Source organism: Roseinatronobacter ekhonensis (genome assembly GCF_900499075.1).
GTDB lineage: Bacteria > Pseudomonadota > Alphaproteobacteria > Rhodobacterales > Rhodobacteraceae > Roseinatronobacter > Roseinatronobacter ekhonensis.
Genome location: NZ_UIHC01000006.1, coordinates 77175 through 95622 on the forward strand (window position 1 = coordinate 77175; position 18448 = coordinate 95622).

Consider the following 18448-nt stretch of genomic DNA (forward strand, 5'->3'; position numbering starts at 1 on the left):
CCAAGACATGAAAATCACCCTCCTCGCCGCCGCGCTGCTTATGCCCCTGCCGGTTCTGGCCCAAGGCAATGGCACACCCGGCGCCGGCTTTATCGCCGAGTGGGATATGTCCGGCAGCGGGACTGTCACACCAGAGGACATCCGCGAGCGCCGTGCCAGCCTGTTCGAGATGTTTGATCTGGATGGCAGCGGTGTGCTGGAAACCGCGGAACTGGACAATATGACCGCCACGATCACCGACCGCGAGGCGCTGGAGATGGAGCAAGGCAAAGGCGGCGGACATGGGAGCAATGGACCGGGCAAAGTTATTCATGACGCGATGGGTCTGGCGTTCAACGATGCCGATGGCGATAGCACGATTACCAAAGCCGAGTTCACCGCCGCAAGTGACCGCCTGTTTCCGCTGATCGACCGCAATGGCGACGGGGTCGTGACCACGGCCGATTTCGGGCGCTAAATGCCCCCAAACGGCGCGCCTGCGATGGGTGCGTCGTTTTTCCGCTGCATCTGGTCGCCAAGGCATGGCCCACAGCCGCGCTGATTTGCGATTGAGGGCGCAAGTTTCACCTTGCCGGAGTCCGCGCCCATGCAAACCCATGTCAAAGCTCTTGTCGTCGGCGGCGGGGCCATCGGGGCCTCTGTAGCCTATCATCTTGCAAAAGCGGGCTGGAAAGACATCCTTTTGCTGGAACGCGACGAGCTGACCGCCGGATCGACCTGGCATTCCGCTGGCCTGTTGCCGCTGTTCAACATGAGCTATGCCGCCAGCCACATTCACGACTACTCGGTGAAATACTACAAGACGCTGGAAGAAGAGACCGGCTTGAACGCGGGCTTTTCCGTCGTCGGCAACCTGCGTATGGCGCAGACTGCAGAGCGGATGGATGAGTTCATGCTCTATGCCTCCACGGCGGAAACCGTGGGCATCCCCTATGAGTGGATGACGCCGCAGCAGATCAAGGACAAGTATCCGTTGGTGCATACCGACGATCTGAAAGGCGCGATCTACCACCCGACCGATGGGTATATAAACCCCGCCGATGTGACCATGGCCATGGCCAAGGGCGCGCGTCTGCGCGGTGTGACCATAGAGCGCAAGTGGCAGGTCGACGGGTATCGCTGGACAGGCCAGCACTGGGACGTGACCTGCACAAAGATGGTGGAAAAGGGTGGCAACCTGATCCCGTCGGATGAGCAGATTATCATTCACGCGGAACATGTTGTAACCGCCACGGGCAACCATTCGCAGCGCACGGCCAAACTGCTGGGTATCAAGATCCCCGCGATCCCGGTCGAGCATCAGTATATCTGCACCGAACCTGACCCGGCCTTGCTGGAATGGCGCAAGCAAAATGGCGAGCATCCGGTCCTGCGCGATGCCGACGCCAAATGGTATGTCCGCGAAGAACGCGGTGGCTGGATGCTGGGGCCGTATGAGTACGGCGCGCCCGCGCGGTTCGAATACGGGGTGCCCGACAGCTTCCGCGCCGACCTTTTCCCGCTCGACCTGGAGCGGATCGAAGAAGAATACATGTCCATGATCCACCGGCTGCCCACCTCGGAAACCGCCGGGCTGAAGGCCGATTTCAACGGCCCGATCTGCTACACCCCCGACGGCAACCCGCTGGTCGGGCCGGTGCCGGGCCTGCGCAACATGTGGCTGGCCGAAGGGTTCAGCTTCGGGATCACCGCCGCCGGTGGCACCGGGTATTATCTGGCGCAGATGATGGTCGAAGGCGAGGCCGAGATCGACATGGCCAGCCTTGACCCGCGCCGCTTCGGCGACTGGACCACCACGGAATACGCTGCGCGCAAGAACGAGGAAGCCTATTCGCACATCTATATCCTGCACCACCCGGATGAAGAACGCGAAGCCTGCCGCCCGCTGCGTACCGCGCCGTGCTACGACCGTGTGAAAGCGCGCGGCGCGCAATTCGGCTGCGTGAACGGCTGGGAACGGCCCAACTATTTCGGCCCGAAGGATGCGCCCGAAGGGTTCGACCATGACAGCCGCAGCTTCCGCCGGGGCGGCTGGTGGCAATACGCGGTCGAAGAGGCGAAAGCCATCCGGACCGGCGTGGGCATGATCGACGCGACGGCCTTTACCAAGCACCTTGTGCGCGGGCCGGGCGCAACGCAGTTCCTCGACTGGTTCACCTGCAACAAGCTGCCCAAGGTGGGCCGCATCAACCTGACCTATGCGCTGACCGAAGCGGGCACCACGCGCACCGAATACACCATCGTGCGGCTGGCAGAACATGAGTACTACCTGATCTCATCCGGGGCGTGGACCGCGTATGACAGCGATTTCATGCGCAGGGCGGCAGAGGACAAGATGGCCGAATTCGGCTGGATCGACATTCACGATGTCACCACGCAATGGGGTGTATTCGCGGTTGCCGGTCCGAAATCGCGCGATCTGCTGGGCAAGCTGGGCAAGGATGCCGACCCCGCCACAGCGCTGTCGAACAAGCGCTTCCCGTGGCTGTCCATGCGTAACATCGAGCTAGGCATGTGCCCCGTGCGTGCCGTGCGCGTGGCCTACACCGGCGAGCTGGGTTGGGAGCTGCACCATCCGATAGAGATGCAGACCTACCTGTTCGATCAGTTGATGAGCGCGGGTGAGGATGTCGGTCTGAAACTTGTCGGCGCGCGGGCGCAGAACTGGCTGCGGCAGGAAAAATCCTACCGTGCCTTCGGCAACGAACTGGGCCGCGACGCGACGCCGATGGAAGCGGATCTGCCGCGCTTCATCGACATGTCGAAAGACTTTCACGGCAAGGCCGCGATGGAAGCGACCGGCGTGCGGTCCAAATGCTGCACGCTGCTGATTGACGGGCCAGAGGGTGCCGACCCGTGGGGCCGCGAGGCGCTGTATGAGGGCGACACCAAGGTGGGCCGTCTGACCTCTGGCGGGTATTCGGTGGCGTTCGGCAAATCCATCGGCATGGGCTACGTCCGCCCCGACCTTGCGGTCGAGGGGACCAAGCTGAAAGTGCGCATGTTCAATGAGTTGTGGGACGCGACCGTCACTTGTGACAGCCCCTATGACCCGACGAACGCGACCATCCGCAAGGACGGCTAATCGCTAGCCCGCCAAAAGGCTGCGCCAATCATTATGCTGGGGTGAAAACCCCAGCATTTTCTTTGCCTTGGCGTTGGAATAGAAGCTTTCCTCCGGCCCGAGCGCGCGTGTGACCGGCACGCCCGCATAAAACTCTGCAAGCAGGTCGTCGGTCTTCATACCCACCGAATGCGTGTCATTGGCGACGTTGAACACCTGATACCCCAGCCTGTCCACGCGCAAGCAACAGTCCACCATATGCCCCAGATCGCGCGCGTCGATATAGGCGAAGATATTGCGTCGACGGCTGGCCGGATTGGCAACATAGCCCGGAAAGTCACGCGCGTATTCGTGCGGCTCGACCACGTTGTTGATACGCAGCCCGTAGATATCCGCGCCTGTACGGCGCTGGAAGGACCGCGCGGTGGCCTCGTTCACGACCTTGGACATGGCGTAGCTGTCTTCGGGAATGGTCGGGTGCTCTTCGTCTATGGGCAGGTAGTCGGGCTTGCGCTCTCCATCGGCAAAGCAGATACCGTAAGTCGTTTCCGATGACGCGAAGATCACCTTGCGCACGCCCATTTTCAGCGCGGCATCCAGCACGTTATAGGTGCCCAGCGTGTTTACGCGAAAGCACTCATTGTCGGTTTTCAGCAGAATGCGTGGGACAGCGGCGAAATGCACCACGGCATCGAAACGCGGAACACCTGTGCCGGGGTCCAGCTCGTCGAACCCCGCATAGCTGGCCATGACGTCGAACATCTGCCCGGCATCGGCAATATCAGCCATGCGGTTGTCGACGCCATCCATGTCCAGCGGCGTCAGATCGACATTCAGCACCCGGTGCCCCTGTGCGAGCAGATAGGCGATGGCGTGGCGTCCCGCCTTGCCAGAGCCGCCAGTAAACAGAATGCGCATGGTTTTCCCCTTGGGTCAGTGCTGTTTGCCCCGACATAGCCTGTTGACCCCTTGGGCAACAAGCACTGCCGGTCACGCGGCCACGGGCCAGCGCGCGACACGCAGCGCGCGGCCCATCAGGCTGCCCGACAGAACGCCCGCAAGCAGACCGAAGCCAAGCGCAAAGGTTGCGCCTTCGGCCAGTGCGGGGGCCATGCCCTGAACGATACCCGTCGCAAAGTTCAGAATGAACAGCGACAGGATCGTGACCATCGTCACCCATTCGCCGCGCAGATGCACGCGGCGCGCGTCGCGCCGGATGACCCATGCGGCCTGCGCCCGGTAGCCCCACAGCGCGCCCGCGATATAGGCCACCGCCATCGCGGTCAGCGCCGTTTCCGCCTGCGCCAGCCCCTGCGCAGCAGTCAGCGACAACAGACCCAGCATGGGCAACGCATATACCAGCCATGACGAAACGGCGCGCGATTTGCTGGCGCGTGACCCCAGCCAGACAAGGCCAAAGAGCAATGGAAATACCCAGAGGGGAATCGCGGACAGAATGGTCGTGAACATGGAAACGGGCTCCGGTTTTGAGGACTATGCCCAGATCCTTGCTCTGTGTTCGTTGATCGAACCAGCGGCTATGCGTGAGCGACGTGCGGCATGCGCCGCCAACGGTCCTCACCATTCACGATGCGCGAATGACGGGCTAGCGCAGGGGCGCCAGCGCGCGGTCCTCGGCCCGGATGCGCACCCAGAGCATTGCCGCGTTCAGCACCGTCCAGAGGACGGCGACCCAGACCAGCCCGAGCACCATTGGGGCGACAATGATCTCTGTCACCACCAGCGCATAGTTCGGGTGGCGCATAAATCGAAACGGTCCGCGCGCCACCAAGGGTTTGGGCAGCACGATGATGCGCGTGGTCCAGCGCGGCCCCAGTGTGGCCAGTATCCAGACGCGGAACACCTGCAACAGCACGAACACCGCCAGCCATGGCCAAGACACCGGATTATCCCAGCCGAACACCACCAGCGCCGCGATCCAGCCCGTGTGCATGGCGACCATTACCGGGTAATGCCCCGCACCATGCTCGGCCGCGCCTTGCGCCAGCAGCCGCGCGGTGTTGCGTTTGGCGATCACCAGTTCGGACAGGCGTTGCACGATGATGAACGCAAGAAACAGGATGGCAGGGGTCATGGCACGCTCACAGGCAGGAAGGATGCGGTAAAGCCGGGGCCAAGCGCGGCGAGCATGAACTGCCCCTGTGCGCGCTCTGACAACAGCCGATCCAGAACGAACAAAACCGTGGGCGCGGACATGTTGCCAAACTGGCGAAGTATCTCGCGTTCGTGGTCCAGAACGCCATTGGGTAAACCCAGAGCGGTTTCAAGCGCTGTGACGACCTTTGCGCCACCCGGATGGCAGACGAAACGGTCAATCTGATCCGCTTGCAGACCGGCGCGATCCATCGCCTGATGGGCGGCGCGGTGTATATGCTGCGTGACGAAACCGGGGATGGAGCGGTCAAACACCACGCCCAGCCCCACATCATCCACGTCCCAACCCATGATATCCAGGGTATCGGGCCAAAGCACCTGTTGGCCCGCCCCGATCTGCGGCCCCGCCCCGTCCGTGGACAAAACCGCCGCCGCCGCCCCGTCGCCAAACAGCACGGTGGCGATGATATCGGCCTTTTGCATCCTGTCCGTGCGGAATGAGAGCGAGCAGGTTTCCACCGCGACCACCAGCACATTCGACCCCGGCGCGGCAAGCGCAAGACGTTGCGCCAGCGCCAACCCGCTGACACCGCCGGCACACCCCAACCCGAATACGGGAACGCGCTGTATATCGGGCCGAAACCCCATATCGGCATGGGCGCGCGCATCCAGACTGGGGGTGGCGATGCCGGTGGTCGACACGGTCACAACCGTATCAATCTGGTCCGCGCGCAGCCCGGAACTGTCCAGCGCCGCGCGGGCCGCGCGGATGAATAGTTCGGTCGCGCCGTCCAGATAGGCGGCGTTGCGCGCGCTCCAGCGTTTGTCATGCGAAAACCAGTCAATCGGGACCACGCAATAGCGCGTGTCCACGCCTGATGCGGCAAAACTGGGGGCGATTCGTTCAAATTCAGGGTAGCGTGGTCCAAGCAAGGCCCGCGCGGTCTCTTCGGCCACGGTCTGGGGCAATTCGTGCTGCGGCACAACGCAGCCAAGCCCGAGAAGTGAGACCGTCATATCCTGTGCTCCTCTGCGCGCATAAGGCTTAGTTAGCGCGGTCAAGAGACCTTGCCATGCGCTGCGAACGCGGCACTGTCCAGAGAAGTTTCGCGGCATATGTCGGTCTCGGACCATTATGCGGCGTTGCAGCAAAAATATGCTGCGTTGCGACATGCGATAAGATGCGCGAGCATTCTCCGCAGGCATGTCGAAAGGGAGCACCATGTTTCAGGTCTTTTCCGGCGTCTGGGCCCTGTTGCTGGGCATCGTGCTGATCATGCTGGGCAATGGCATGCATTTCACGCTGATCGGCCTGCGCGGCGGGGTCGAGGGGTTCTCGGCGCTTGAATTGTCAATCGTTACATCCGGCTATTTCGTGGGCTTCCTGTCGGGTGCGCGCTACACGCCCGTGCTGATCCGCCGTGTCGGGCATGTGCGGGTTTTTGCGGCGCTGGGCAGCTTCATGTCGGCGGGGCTGATCGCATTCCCGCTGCTGGCAGAGCCTTGGGCCTGGACAATTCTGCGCATCCTGATCGGGTTTTGCATGTCCGGTATCTATGTGGCGGCGGAAAGCTGGCTGAACAACGCCGCCACAAACGAGACACGTGGCAAGATCCTGTCGGCCTACATGATCGCGCAGACCTTGGGGATTATCGGCGCGCAGGGGCTGCTATCTTTTGGCGACGCCGCCAGTTCCGCACTGTTTATAGGTGCGTCCATTCTGGTGTCAGTGTCCTTTGCCCCGATTCTGCTATCGGCCACACCTGTTCCCGCAGCCGAAGTGTTGCGACCGATGTCGCTTAGGCAGTTGTTCACCGGCTCCCCGTTGGGAACGGTTGGGATATTCCTGCTCGGGGCTGTCTATGCAACGCAATCGGGCATGGGCGCGGTCTTTGGCAGCGAGCTTGGCTTGGGCGCCGGACAGATTGCGCTATTCGTGGCCATGCTTTTCGCGGGGGCGCTGCTGCTGCAATACCCAATAGGCTGGCTGTCGGACCGGATGGACCGGCGCAAGTTGATCGTGGGCGCATCGCTGATTGGTGCAGGGTTCTGCGCCGTCGGTTGGGTCACGGATGGCGGATTTTGGTTCCTGATGCTGTCGGCATTTTTCGCGGGGGGTGTCACAACCCCGCTGTATGCGCTGTTCTTGGCCTATACCAATGACACGCTGGCGCCAGAGGATATGGCAGCGGCCTCTGGTGGATTGGTGTTCACCTTCGGATCGGGCGCGATCGTCGGGCCGCTTGTGGCAGGTGCTGCCATGGAGCAACTGGGGCCGATGGCGTTCTGGCTGGTGATGGGCGTGACCTTTGCGTCAATCGCGCTCTATGCGCTGTATCGCATGACCCAGCGCGCGGCGGTTCCGGCGACAGAAACCGACAGTTATCTGGGCGTCCTGCCCACCGCATCCGCCGTGGCGGTAGAGGCGGCGGCAGTCTGGTCTGCCGAGAATGCCGAAGCAGAGGCAGCGGAGATGGAAGCTGCCGAGAATGAGACTGCCGAGGACGGCGCGCGCCCGTAGCAAACCGCAAGTTGCGCGTTGAACCCGTGACGCATCGGCCCTAGCTTGCCAGACAACCTAGCATGCAAAGGGCCGATCATGACCAACCCGCTTCTGGCCGACTGGCAGAGTGACTTTCAACTGCCGCCATTCGCAGAAATCACCGATGCCGATTTCGCCCCCGCGTTCGACGCCGCGATGGCCGAGGGTCGTGCCGCCTATGCCGCGATTGCCCAGATGGCGGACGCCCCCAGCTACGCCAACACCATAGAGGCGATGGAGCAGGCGGATGCGCTTTTAGACCGCGTGGCGGGTGTGTTCTTCAACCTGGCGGGCGCAGACAGCACGCCCGCACGCGAAGACTTGCAGCGCGATCTTTCGCCCAAACTGTCGGCCTATTCGTCCGAGATCGTGAATAACCGCGCCCTGTTCGACCGGGTCGAGACGTTGTGGCACGCCCGTGACAGCCTTGGGCTGGATGCGGAACAAGCGCGGGTGCTGATGCTGTATCGACGGATGTTCGTGCGCGCAGGCGCAGCGCTGGAGGGCGCGGACGCAACCCGCCTGACAGAGGTCAAATCCCGCCTTGCCAGCCTTGGCACGCAATTCACCCAGAACCTGCTTGGGGATGAGCGCGGCTGGCATATGCCGCTTGATGACCTGTCGGGCTTGCCGGATTTCGTGATCTCCAGCGCCCGGGCAGCGGCAGAGGAACGCGGGCTGGATGGTCATGTCATCACCCTGTCACGGTCGCTGATCGTGCCGTTCCTGCAATTTTCAAACCGCCGTGACCTGCGCGAACGCGCCTATAGCGCGTGGACAGCACGCGGCGCGAATGGGGGTGACACGGACAACCGCGCCATTGCCGCAGAGGTGCTGGCCCTTCGGTCCGAACGCGCCAAGCTGCTGGGCTATGAAACCTTTGCCGATTACAAGCTGGAAACCGAAATGGCCGGCACACCGGACGCGGTGCGCAATCTGCTGACGCAGGTCTGGCAACCCGCACGCGCGACCGCGATGGAAGACGCCGCCAAGCTGGAGGCGATGCTGCAAGCCGACGGCCAGACCGGCCCATTGCAGCCTTGGGACTGGCGCTATTATGCGGAAAAACTGCGCCGCGCAGAGCATGACTTGGACGAGGCCACGCTGAAGCCTTACCTGAGTCTGGACAACATGATCGCGGCAGCCTTCGACTGTGCGCACCGCCTGCTCGGGCTGGAATTCCGCCCGCTGGATGTGCCGCTGTATCACCCCGACGCCCGCGCGTGGGAGGTGACACGAAACGGTCGCCACATGGCCGTGTTCATCGGCGACTATTTTGCACGCGGGTCTAAACGGTCGGGCGCGTGGTGTTCCACCATGCGCAGCCAGCGCAAGCTGGGCGGCGAGGTCCGCCCTGTCGTGGTCAATATCTGCAACTTCGCCAAGGGCGACCCGGCGCTTCTGTCCTATGACGATGCGCGCACGTTGTTTCACGAATTCGGTCACGCGCTGCACCAGATGCTGTCGGATGTAACGCATGGCTTCATTTCCGGCACCTCTGTTGCGCGTGATTTTGTTGAACTGCCCAGCCAGCTATTCGAGCATTGGCTGGAGGTGCCCGGCGTGCTGGCCGAACATGCCCGTCATGTCACGACAGGCGAACCGATGCCGCAGGATCTGCTTGACCGCCTTCTGGGCGCGCAGAATTTCGATCTGGGGTTTGCGACGGTTGAGTATATCGCCTCTGCCTTGGTGGATCTGGAGTTTCACGCAGGTCCGCCGCCATCCGACCCGATGCAGAAACAGGCCGAGGTGCTTGATGCGCTGGGGATGCCGCAGGCCATTCGCATGCGTCATGCCACGCCACAATTCGCGCATGTGTTTTCCGGCGATGGGTATTCCAGCGGCTATTACAGCTACATGTGGTCCGAAGTGATGGATGCCGACGCCTTTGACGCATTTCGCGAAGCGGGGGATGCTTTCGACCCCGATACTGCGGAAAAGCTGGAGCGCTTTATTCTGTCGGCTGGGGGCAGCGCAGAGGCAGAGACGCTCTATACCGCGTTTCGCGGGCGTATGCCGGGGGTGGATGCGCTGTTGCGTGGTCGGGGATTGGCGGCCTGATTGCGCAGTTTTTAGGGGGTTTCTTGTATTTGACAAAGCCGTGACGGTTGCAGCCCCCAAAACCCCTACCTATATAGCGATCAAGCGCCCGACAGGGCCGAAATTCGGGCAGGCAGGGGCCTTTGCGGACCTCTCTGCCCCATCGCTTGAAGAAGAGGATGAAGCACATGGCCAAAGTCATCGGTATCGACCTTGGGACAACCAACTCTTGCGTTGCCATCATGGATGGTAGCCAAGCCCGCGTTATTGAAAATGCCGAGGGCGCGCGCACGACGCCGTCCATCGTGGCATTCACGGAAGACGAGCGCCTTGTCGGCCAGCCCGCCAAGCGTCAGGCCGTGACCAACCCGACCAACACGGTCTATGCCGTCAAGCGCCTGATCGGGCGCCGCCTGACCGATGCAGAGGTCGAGAAGGACAAGAACCTTGTGCCCTATTCCATCGTGAATGGCGGCAATGGCGACGCATGGGTCGAAGCACGCGGCGAGACATACAGCCCCAGCCAGGTCTCGGCCTTCATTCTGCAAAAGATGAAGGAAACCGCTGAAAGCTATCTTGGCGAAAAGGTCACGCAAGCGGTTATTACTGTGCCCGCCTATTTCAACGACGCACAGCGCCAAGCCACGAAGGACGCGGGCAAGATTGCCGGTCTGGAAGTGCTGCGTATCATTAACGAGCCGACTGCGGCGGCGCTGGCCTATGGTCTGGACAAGAAGGAGAGCAGGACCATCGCCGTCTATGACCTTGGTGGCGGCACGTTCGACATTACCATCCTGGAAATCGACGATGGCCTGTTCGAGGTGAAATCGACTAACGGGGATACGTTCCTTGGTGGTGAAGATTTCGACATGCGGATCGTCAACTACCTTGCGTCCGAGTTCAAGAAAGAGAACGGGGTCGATCTGACCGCCGACAAGATGGCGCTGCAACGCCTGAAAGAAGCGGCGGAAAAGGCCAAGATCGAGCTGTCATCTTCGCAGCAGACAGAGATCAACCAGCCGTTCATCAGCATGGATAAAAACACCGGCCAGCCCCTGCACATGGTCATGAAGCTGACGCGGGCAAAGCTGGAATCGCTGGTGGGCGACCTGATCAAGAACTCGTTGAAGCCATGCGCCGCGGCGCTGAAAGATGCTGGCCTGTCCAAAGGCGACATCGACGAGGTCATCCTTGTCGGCGGCATGACCCGCATGCCCAAGGTGAGCGAAGAAGTTACCAACTTCTTTGGCAAAGACGCCCATAAAGGTGTGAACCCCGACGAAGTGGTGGCCATGGGTGCCGCTATTCAGGCCGGTGTGTTGCAAGGCGACGTGAAAGACGTGGTCCTGCTGGACGTGACTCCGCTGAGCTTGGGGATTGAAACCTTGGGTGGCGTGTTTACCCGCCTGATCGACCGCAACACGACGATCCCGACCAAGAAAAGCCAGGTGTTCAGCACCGCAGAAGACCACCAGAACGCCGTGACCATTCGCGTGTTCCAAGGCGAGCGCGAAATGGCGGCAGATAACAAGATGCTGGGCCAGTTCAATCTGGAAGAGATTCCACCCGCACCGCGCGGTATGCCACAGATTGAAGTGGCGTTCGATATTGACGCGAACGGCATTGTGAACGTGTCCGCAAAGGACAAGGGCACGGGCCGCGAGCAGAAGATCACCATTCAGGCATCGGGCGGTCTGTCGGATGCTGACATCGAGAAAATGGTGCAGGATGCCGAGGCGAATGCCGAGGCTGACAAGGAACGCCGCGAACTGGTCGAAGCCAAGAACCAGGCCGAAAGCCTGATCCATTCGACCGAGAAATCGCTCGAAGACTACAAGGACAAGGTTGACCCGACCACGGTCGAGGCGATTGAACTGGCCATTGTCGCGCTGAAGGACTCGCTCGAAGGTGAGGATGCAGGCAAGATCAAATCCGGCATCCAGAACGTGACCGAAGCGTCCATGAAACTGGGCGAGGCGATCTACAAGGCGCAGGCGGAAAAGGCCGAAGGTGAAGAGACTCCGGAAGATGACGGCCCGCGCGATGTCGACCAAGACATCGTCGATGCCGATTTCGAAGATCTCGAAGACGGCAAGCGTAAATAAGCCTGCCTGATCACCAAACAGGACCGGTCTGACCAAGGTCGGGCCGGTTCCCCTTGTTCGGAGTCCACAGCCATGGCCAAGCCAGATTTCTACGACCTGCTGGGCGTCAGCCGGTCCGCATCGGCGGATGAGATCAAAAAAGCCTATCGCAAAAAGGCGAAAGAACTGCACCCGGATCGCAATGCGGATAACCCCAATGCCGAAGCGCAGTTCAAGGAAGTCAACGAAGCCTATGACGCACTGAAAGACCCCGAGCGTAAGGCCGCCTATGATCGGTACGGGCATGCTGCGTTTGACGGGGGCATGGGGGCCGGTCAGCGCGGTGGCGGCCATCCCGGTTTCGGAGGCGGCAACGGTGATTTCGCCAGCGCTTTTTCTGATGTGTTCGAAGACCTGTTCGGCGATTTCGTCGGCGGGCGTGGCGGCGGTGGCCGGTCGCGTGCCAGCCGCGGGTCCGACCTGCGCTACAATATGCGCGTCACGCTGGAAGAGGCATATTCGGGCACTCGCAAGACCATTCGCGTGCCGCGCTTGTCGGAATGCGAATCCTGCGAAGGCACCGGTGCCGAAGGCGGCGCTGAACCCGTCACTTGCCCGACTTGCTCTGGCATGGGCAAAGTGCGCGCCCAACAGGGCTTTTTCACCGTGGAACGCACCTGCCCGACATGTGGCGGCGCAGGTCAGATTGTAAAGAACCCGTGCAAGGCGTGTGGCGGTGCTGGCCGCAAGGAAAAAGAGGCGAACCTGTCGGTCAACATCCCCGCCGGGGTTGAAACCGGGACCCGCATCCGCCTGTCGGGCGAAGGCGAAGCGGGCTTGCGCGGCGGACCAGCGGGCGACTTGTATATCTTCGTCAATGTCGCTGAACATGCGCTGTTCAAGCGCGACGCCATGGACCTGTTTTGCCGCGTGCCCGTCAGCGTCGCGCGTGCAGCCCTTGGCGGCGAGGTCGAGGTGCCGACCATCGAAGGCGGGCGCTCGCGGGTCAAGGTGCCAGCGGGTAGCCAGTCGGGCCGCCAGATGCGGCTGCGTGGCAAGGGCATGCCTGCGCTGCGCGGGTCGGGAAATGGCGATATGCTGATCGAACTGGCGGTGGAAACCCCCGTCAACCTGACAGCCCGCCAGAAAGAGCTGCTGGAAGAATTCGAGAAGCTGAGCGCCGAGAATAACCCCGAAAGCAGTAGCTTCTTTGACAAGGTCAAAGGGTTCTGGGACGGGATGAAGGGTTAAAGCTGCTTCAGCAATTCGGCGTGGCGCGCCAGAAAGCGCGCGCGCGCATCCGCGGGCGGGGTCAGGTTCAACGCCAATCCTTGCAGCATGTCAGGGTCCGGACGGCCGAAAAATCGGTTTGCTTCCGGCTCGGAGAACCCGGCGATCTGTGTCGCTTCCAGCCAAGCAGAGACTTTATCCGCGGCCTTTATCTTGCGTTTAATCGCCACGGGCAGCACGGCGGGCAATCCGAAACGAATATGGATTGCCGCGCTCAGCCGCGCATCCAACGTGCCATAGCCCGGCCCGACCGCCGCCTTGACCGGCGAAATCATGTCACCGATCACATATTCCGGGGCGTCGTGCAGCAGAGCTGCCAGTTGCCAGCGCGGGTCCGGTTGCTTTGTGCTTTGGGAAAAAATCCGCTCCACCAGCAATGAATGCTCGGCCACAGAATAGGGCCAGTCCCCCATGGTCTGCCCGTTCCAACGCGCGACAAAGGCAAGGCCGTGGGCGATGTCCTCAATCTCTATGTCAACAGGCGTCGGGTCCAGCAGGTCCAGCCTGCGGCCAGAAAGCATACGTTGCCAAGCGCGGGGTGGGGCAGGGGGCATTTTCATCCTCGGACGGTTCTGCGCCACCCTTAGCGCCAATTGCGCATATGCAAAAGCCCCCGACCTGGCGTCGGGGGCTTCGCTGGATGATATAGGATCAGTTCGGGATTTCCGAGGTGATCCCTTCGACATAGAAATCCATGCCCAGCAATGTGCCGTCATCGGCCACTTCGCCTTCGGCCAGCCAAGGCGTGCCGTCCTGACGGTTGATCGGGCCGGTGAACGGGTGGTAGCTGCCATCGGCAATCGCGGCGATCATGCCTTCAGCCTCGGCGACCAGCTCTGCCGGGATCTTGTCGTTGAAGGGGGCAAAGCCGACCATGCCTTCGTCGATGCCGTGCCAGACATTGACTGGCTCCCAGGTGCCATCCATCACGGCCTGAACCCGCTCAATGTAATAGGGCGCCCAGACGTCGACGATACCGGTCAGGTGTGCCTCTGGCGCAAACCCCGACATGTCAGACGCTTGGCCAAAACCCATCACGCCCGCATCCTGCGCAACCGTCAACGGAGCGGTGGAATCGGTGTGCTGCATGATGATGTCCGCGCCCTGTTCGATCAGCGCTTCGGCGGCAGCGGCTTCCTGCGCGGGATCATACCAGGAATAGGCCCAGATGATCGAGAATTCGACATCGGGGTTCACGGCTTTCGCAGCAAGATAGGCTGCGTTGATGCCCATGATCACCTCGGGGATCGGGAAGGACGCGATGTAGCCGACCTTGTTGCTTTCGTTCATCTTGCCCGCGATGTGGCCGATCACGGCGCGGCCCTCGTAGAAGCGCGCGTTATATAGCGCGACATTCGGCTGTTCCTGAATGTAGCCGGTCGCGTGCTCGAACTTGATGTCGGGGAAGCGTTCCGCGACATTGTTCATTTCCGGGCCGTAGCCAAAGGACGTGGCGAAAATGATGTCGGCACCGCCAAGCGCCATCTGCGTCATCACACGCTCTGCGTCCGGGCCTTCGGCCACGGTTTCGACATAGGTGGTTTCCACCGCGTCGCCGAATTCGGCTTCGACTGCCAGACGGCCCTGGTCATGGGTATAGCTCCAGCCGTGGTCGCCGATGGGCCCGACATAGATAAAGCCGACCTTGGTCTGGTCTTGGGCAAAAGCGGGGGCGGCAAGCGCCAAGCCGAGCGCGGTGGCCGCGCCGAGGATGGTCTTAAGGGTCATTTGGGTGGTTCTCCCTGTTGTGGCAGCAAAATGCCTCAGCCCGAGGCGTGGAAAGGCCGGTTCAGCGATCCGGGTGCATTCAGCGACCCGCGCGCTTTGCCCGACGATATGAACACAAGCACAATGATGGTTATCAGGTAAGGCGACATTGACAAGTATTCGACGGGTATCTTGACGCCTGCCGCTTGCAGATTCAGTTGCAATACGACGATTCCGCCGAACAGATAGGCACCGGCCAGCGCGCGAAAGGGCCGCCAGCTTGCGAACACAACCAGCGCGAGTGCGATCCAGCCCGCGCCTGCGGTCATGCCTTCGGTCCATTGCGGCACGCGGATCAGCGACAGGTAGGCCCCGCCCAAACCCGCGCAGGCACCGCCGAACATGATGGCCAGCGCGCGCACGCGTTTGACATGGTAGCCCAGACCGTGCGCCGCGTCATGGTTTTCGCCCACCGCGCGCAGGATCAGCCCGGCGCGGCTGTATTTCAGGAACCACAAGACGCCGATCACGATGGCGATGGCCACATAGACCAGCGCGTCATGGCTGAAAAACGCGCGGCCCAGAAACGGAATATCCGAGAGCGGCCCAAGGTCTAGTTTGGGCGTGCGCGGGGGCGATATGCCGACATAGGATTGCCCCAGCAGCGCCGACAATCCCAGCCCGAACAGGGTCAGCGCAAGGCCGGATGCGACCTGATTGGCCATAAGCACCTGCGTAAGCAGTGCGAATAACAACGCCAGAACGCCACCCGCGACGGCGGCTCCGATAAAGCCCAGCGTCGGGTTGCCGGTCTGCACCGCCACGATAAAGCCCGCGACCGCTCCAAGGATCATCATGCCCTCGACGCCAAGGTTCAGCACGCCTGCCTTTTCGACAACCAATTCGCCAATTGCCGCCAGCAGAATGGGCGTGGCCGCTACCATCAAAGCTGCGATCAGCACGGCCGGTTGAATGGACCCAAGGATCATGCGCGCGCCCCTTTCGTCAGTTTCAGCCGATAATTTGTCTGGAAATCCAGCGCCAGCAGGAAGAACAGAAGCATCCCCTGAAACACCTGAATGGCCGCGCCGGGCAGTTGCAGCATCATCTGGCTCAGTTCGCCGCCGATATAGGTCAAGCCCAGCAAAAGCCCCGCCAACACAATGCCGATGGGGTTCAAGCGGCCAAGAAACGCCACGATGATGGCAGTAAAGCCGTAGCCGCTGGCGAAGTCGATGCGAACTTGACCGGATGGTCCGCTGACCTCGAACATGCCTGCCAGCCCCGCAAGCACACCGGCAATTCCGAAACAGACGACAACCAGCCGCGTGGGCGAGACACCGGCAAACCGCGCCGCGCGTGGGGCTTGCCCCGCCAGCCGCACCTGGTAGCCAAGGCTGTGCCGTGTCATCATGACGTAGGCGAGGATCACAGCGATCATGGCGGCAACCACACCCCAATGCATTCCGGTATTGGCGATCAGATCGGCATTATGCGCGCTCTCATAGCGCCGCAAATCGCGCGATCCGGGAAAGCCCGCCACGTCGGGGTTGCGCAATAAACCCAGCGCCATGCCTGCCAGCAGCTTTTCGGCCACATAGACCAACAAGAGCGACACAAGGATTTCGTTGGTGTTGAAACGGGTCTTCAGAATGGCCGGGATCATGGCCCATAAAAACCCACCCAGCGCCCCGGCGACGACCATCAGTGGAAAGATGAACCAGCCTTCCATGGGGTAGAACGCGAGCGCCACGCCCGCGCCGCACAATGCGCCTATGATGTATTGCCCTTCCGCCCCGATATTCCAGATACCGGCGCGGAAGCCTATGGCCAGCCCCACGGCGATCAGGATCAGCGGCGCGGATTTGATCAACAGTTGCGGGCGCGAGTAGCTGCCGAACTGTTCCGAGAAGATGGGATCGAAAAAGATCAGCCGGATCGCGGCCAGCGGGTCTTTGCCAAGGACCGCGAACATCAGCCCGCCCGCGACCATTGTCAGGGCGACGGCCAGAAACGGGTTCAGGTATTGCGCGCGTTTCGACGGCGCCAGCCGTTTTTCCAGCTGGATCATGCGTCCGCTCCTTCTGGCGCGTGCAGGTCATGCGCACCACCCATCATCAGCCCGATCTGGTCCACCGTCAGCCCGCGCGCCGGACGGGGCGCGCTAAGGCGGCCCTCGTTCAGGGCGGCGAAACTGTCGGCGACTTCCAGCAACTCGTCGAGGTCTTGAGAGATGACCACCACACCCGCACCTTGCGCCGCAAGGTCCAGCAGCGCCTGACGAATGGTCGCGGCGGCGCTGGCATCCACGCCCCAAGTGGGTTGGTTCACGATAATCACGGCAGGGGCCTGTTCGATTTCGCGCCCGATGACGAATTTCTGCAAATTCCCGCCCGACAGCGCCCGCGCCACCACGTGCGGCCCCGGCGTGCGCACGTCGAACCGTGCGATAACGCTTTCGGCAAAGTCGCGCGACTTGCCCCAGTCGATAAAGCCGTTTTTCACCAGTTCTTTCCGGCCCGCGCCTGACAGGTAAGCATTTTCCGTCAGGCTCATATCCGGGGCGGCGGCGTGGCCCAGCCGTTCTTCGGGCGCTGCGACAAGGCCCAAGCCACGCCGACCGTTCGGGCCCAGATGCCCCACGGGCTGGCCCAGCAGGCGCACGCGGTCGGATGGGCTGGCCAGTTCGCCAGAGAGCACCAACAACAGTTCATCCTGACCGTTGCCCGCGACCCCGGCAATGCCCAGAACCTCACCCGCGCGCAGGGCGAAATTGATATCTTTCAACGATGTGCCGAACGGGTTGTTCGACTTCAGCGACAGCCCGTCCACCTGCAAAACCACATCGCCGGTCGCCCGGGCGGCGCGTTCGGGCGGTGTCAGTAACTGGCCAACCATCAGTTCGGCCAACGCGCGCGCAGATTTCTCACGCGGGTCGCAGGTTGCGACCTTCTGCCCACCGCGCAGAATGGTCGCTTCGGAACACAGGCTGCGGATTTCTTCCAGCTTGTGGCTGATATACAGGATCGCCGTGCCCTCTTCCGACAGCTTGCGCAAGGTGCGAAACAGGATGTCCACCTCTTGCGGGGTCAGCACGCTGGTAGGTTCATCCATGATCAGCAGCTTCGGGTCTTGTAGCAGGCAGCGGATAATCTCGACCCGCTGCCGTTCGCCCGCCGACAGTTCGCCGACCAGGCGCGACGGGTCCAGCGGCAGTCCGTAAGCCTCTGACACGTCGCGAATGCGGGTTGCCAGATCGCGCAGCGGTGGCGGGTTTTCCATGCCAAGCGCCACGTTCTCGGCCACATCCAGCGCATCGAACAGGCTGAAATGCTGGAACACCATGGCAATGCCGCTTTTGCGTGCGTCGGATGGCTGGACGGGCGCATAGGCGTTCCCACGCAGCCGCATATCACCCCGGTCGGGTTTGACCAGCCCGTAGATCATCTTGACCAGCGTAGATTTGCCCGCACCATTCTCGCCCAGCAGCGCATGGATCTGGCCTGCGCCGATATCAAAGGACACGTCATCATTGGCCACAACGCCGGGATAGGCCTTTGTCAGGCCAGAAATCTGCAATAGTGGCGTGGTTGTAGACATGAT

15 protein-coding genes are annotated in these 18448 nt (G+C 61.7%); 6 read left to right on the top strand and 9 right to left on the bottom strand.

The annotated features are described in order from the left end of the window. The first annotated feature begins 7 nt into the window (after positions 1–7). Positions 8–457: an EF-hand domain-containing protein gene (locus tag ROE7235_RS04545; protein WP_183073322.1), complete on the top strand. Its 450-nt coding sequence runs from the start codon at positions 8–10 to the stop codon at positions 455–457. Between the two features lie 129 nt (positions 458–586). Beyond that, positions 587–3085, top strand: a complete 2499-nt coding sequence (locus tag ROE7235_RS04550; protein WP_121093490.1) for a GcvT family protein — start codon at positions 587–589, stop codon at positions 3083–3085. A 3-nt stretch (positions 3086–3088) separates the two neighbouring features. On the opposite strand, the gene ROE7235_RS04555 is transcribed toward ROE7235_RS04550, so the two are convergent. The 4 genes from ROE7235_RS04555 to ROE7235_RS04570 all read right to left on the bottom strand — a co-directional run bounded on the left by ROE7235_RS04555 (position 3089) and on the right by ROE7235_RS04570 (position 6196). Beyond that, complete coding sequence (locus tag ROE7235_RS04555; protein ID WP_121093491.1) at positions 3089–3982, bottom strand: NAD-dependent epimerase/dehydratase family protein; 894 nt, start codon at positions 3980–3982, stop codon at positions 3089–3091. A 72-nt stretch (positions 3983–4054) separates the two neighbouring features. Continuing rightward, positions 4055–4534, bottom strand: coding sequence for a DUF6622 family protein (locus tag ROE7235_RS04560; RefSeq protein WP_121093492.1), 480 nt, complete (start codon positions 4532–4534; stop codon positions 4055–4057). A gap of 136 nt (positions 4535–4670) precedes the next feature. Beyond that, positions 4671–5159, bottom strand: a complete 489-nt coding sequence (locus tag ROE7235_RS04565) for an isoprenylcysteine carboxyl methyltransferase family protein (RefSeq protein WP_121093493.1) — start codon at positions 5157–5159, stop codon at positions 4671–4673. After that, positions 5156–6196 (bottom strand): type III polyketide synthase, encoded by a 1041-nt coding sequence (locus ROE7235_RS04570; protein ID WP_121093494.1) that lies wholly within the window; start codon positions 6194–6196, stop codon positions 5156–5158. The genes ROE7235_RS04565 and ROE7235_RS04570 overlap by 4 nt, the downstream gene beginning before the upstream one ends. A gap of 205 nt (positions 6197–6401) precedes the next feature. On the opposite strand from ROE7235_RS04570, the gene ROE7235_RS04575 reads away from it, so the two are divergent. From ROE7235_RS04575 to dnaJ, 4 genes are all read left to right on the top strand, one after another. Continuing rightward, positions 6402–7700: an MFS transporter gene (locus ROE7235_RS04575; RefSeq protein ID WP_121093495.1), complete on the top strand. Its 1299-nt coding sequence runs from the start codon at positions 6402–6404 to the stop codon at positions 7698–7700. A gap of 78 nt (positions 7701–7778) precedes the next feature. Beyond that, positions 7779–9785 (top strand): M3 family metallopeptidase, encoded by a 2007-nt coding sequence (locus ROE7235_RS04580; protein ID WP_121093496.1) that lies wholly within the window; start codon positions 7779–7781, stop codon positions 9783–9785. 167 nt (positions 9786–9952) lie between these two features. Next, positions 9953–11869, top strand: a complete 1917-nt coding sequence (dnaK, locus tag ROE7235_RS04585) for a molecular chaperone DnaK (RefSeq protein ID WP_121093542.1) — start codon at positions 9953–9955, stop codon at positions 11867–11869. Between the two features lie 72 nt (positions 11870–11941). Beyond that, positions 11942–13099: a molecular chaperone DnaJ gene (gene dnaJ / locus ROE7235_RS04590; RefSeq protein ID WP_121093497.1), complete on the top strand. Its 1158-nt coding sequence runs from the start codon at positions 11942–11944 to the stop codon at positions 13097–13099. Here dnaJ and ROE7235_RS04595 read toward each other — a convergent pair. The 5 genes from ROE7235_RS04595 to ROE7235_RS04615 all read right to left on the bottom strand — a co-directional run bounded on the left by ROE7235_RS04595 (position 13096) and on the right by ROE7235_RS04615 (position 18445). Next, complete coding sequence (locus ROE7235_RS04595; protein ID WP_121093543.1) at positions 13096–13692, bottom strand: HD domain-containing protein; 597 nt, start codon at positions 13690–13692, stop codon at positions 13096–13098. The genes dnaJ and ROE7235_RS04595 overlap by 4 nt on opposite strands. Before the next feature lie 97 nt (positions 13693–13789). Next, on the bottom strand, positions 13790–14866 hold the full coding sequence (locus tag ROE7235_RS04600; RefSeq protein WP_121093498.1) for a BMP family ABC transporter substrate-binding protein: 1077 nt from the start codon (positions 14864–14866) through the stop codon (positions 13790–13792). Positions 14867–14901: 35 nt separating this feature from the next. Beyond that, positions 14902–15834, bottom strand: coding sequence for an ABC transporter permease (locus tag ROE7235_RS04605; protein WP_121093499.1), 933 nt, complete (start codon positions 15832–15834; stop codon positions 14902–14904). After that, positions 15831–16916 carry an ABC transporter permease gene (locus ROE7235_RS04610; protein ID WP_121093500.1) on the bottom strand — a complete coding sequence of 362 codons (1086 nt, stop codon included), beginning with the start codon at positions 16914–16916 and terminating at the stop codon, positions 15831–15833. The genes ROE7235_RS04605 and ROE7235_RS04610 overlap by 4 nt, the downstream gene beginning before the upstream one ends. Continuing rightward, positions 16913–18445, bottom strand: coding sequence for an ABC transporter ATP-binding protein (locus ROE7235_RS04615; protein ID WP_121093544.1), 1533 nt, complete (start codon positions 18443–18445; stop codon positions 16913–16915). Before ROE7235_RS04615 ends, ROE7235_RS04610 begins: the two co-directional genes overlap by 4 nt. Between the last annotated feature and the right edge of the window lie 3 nt (positions 18446–18448).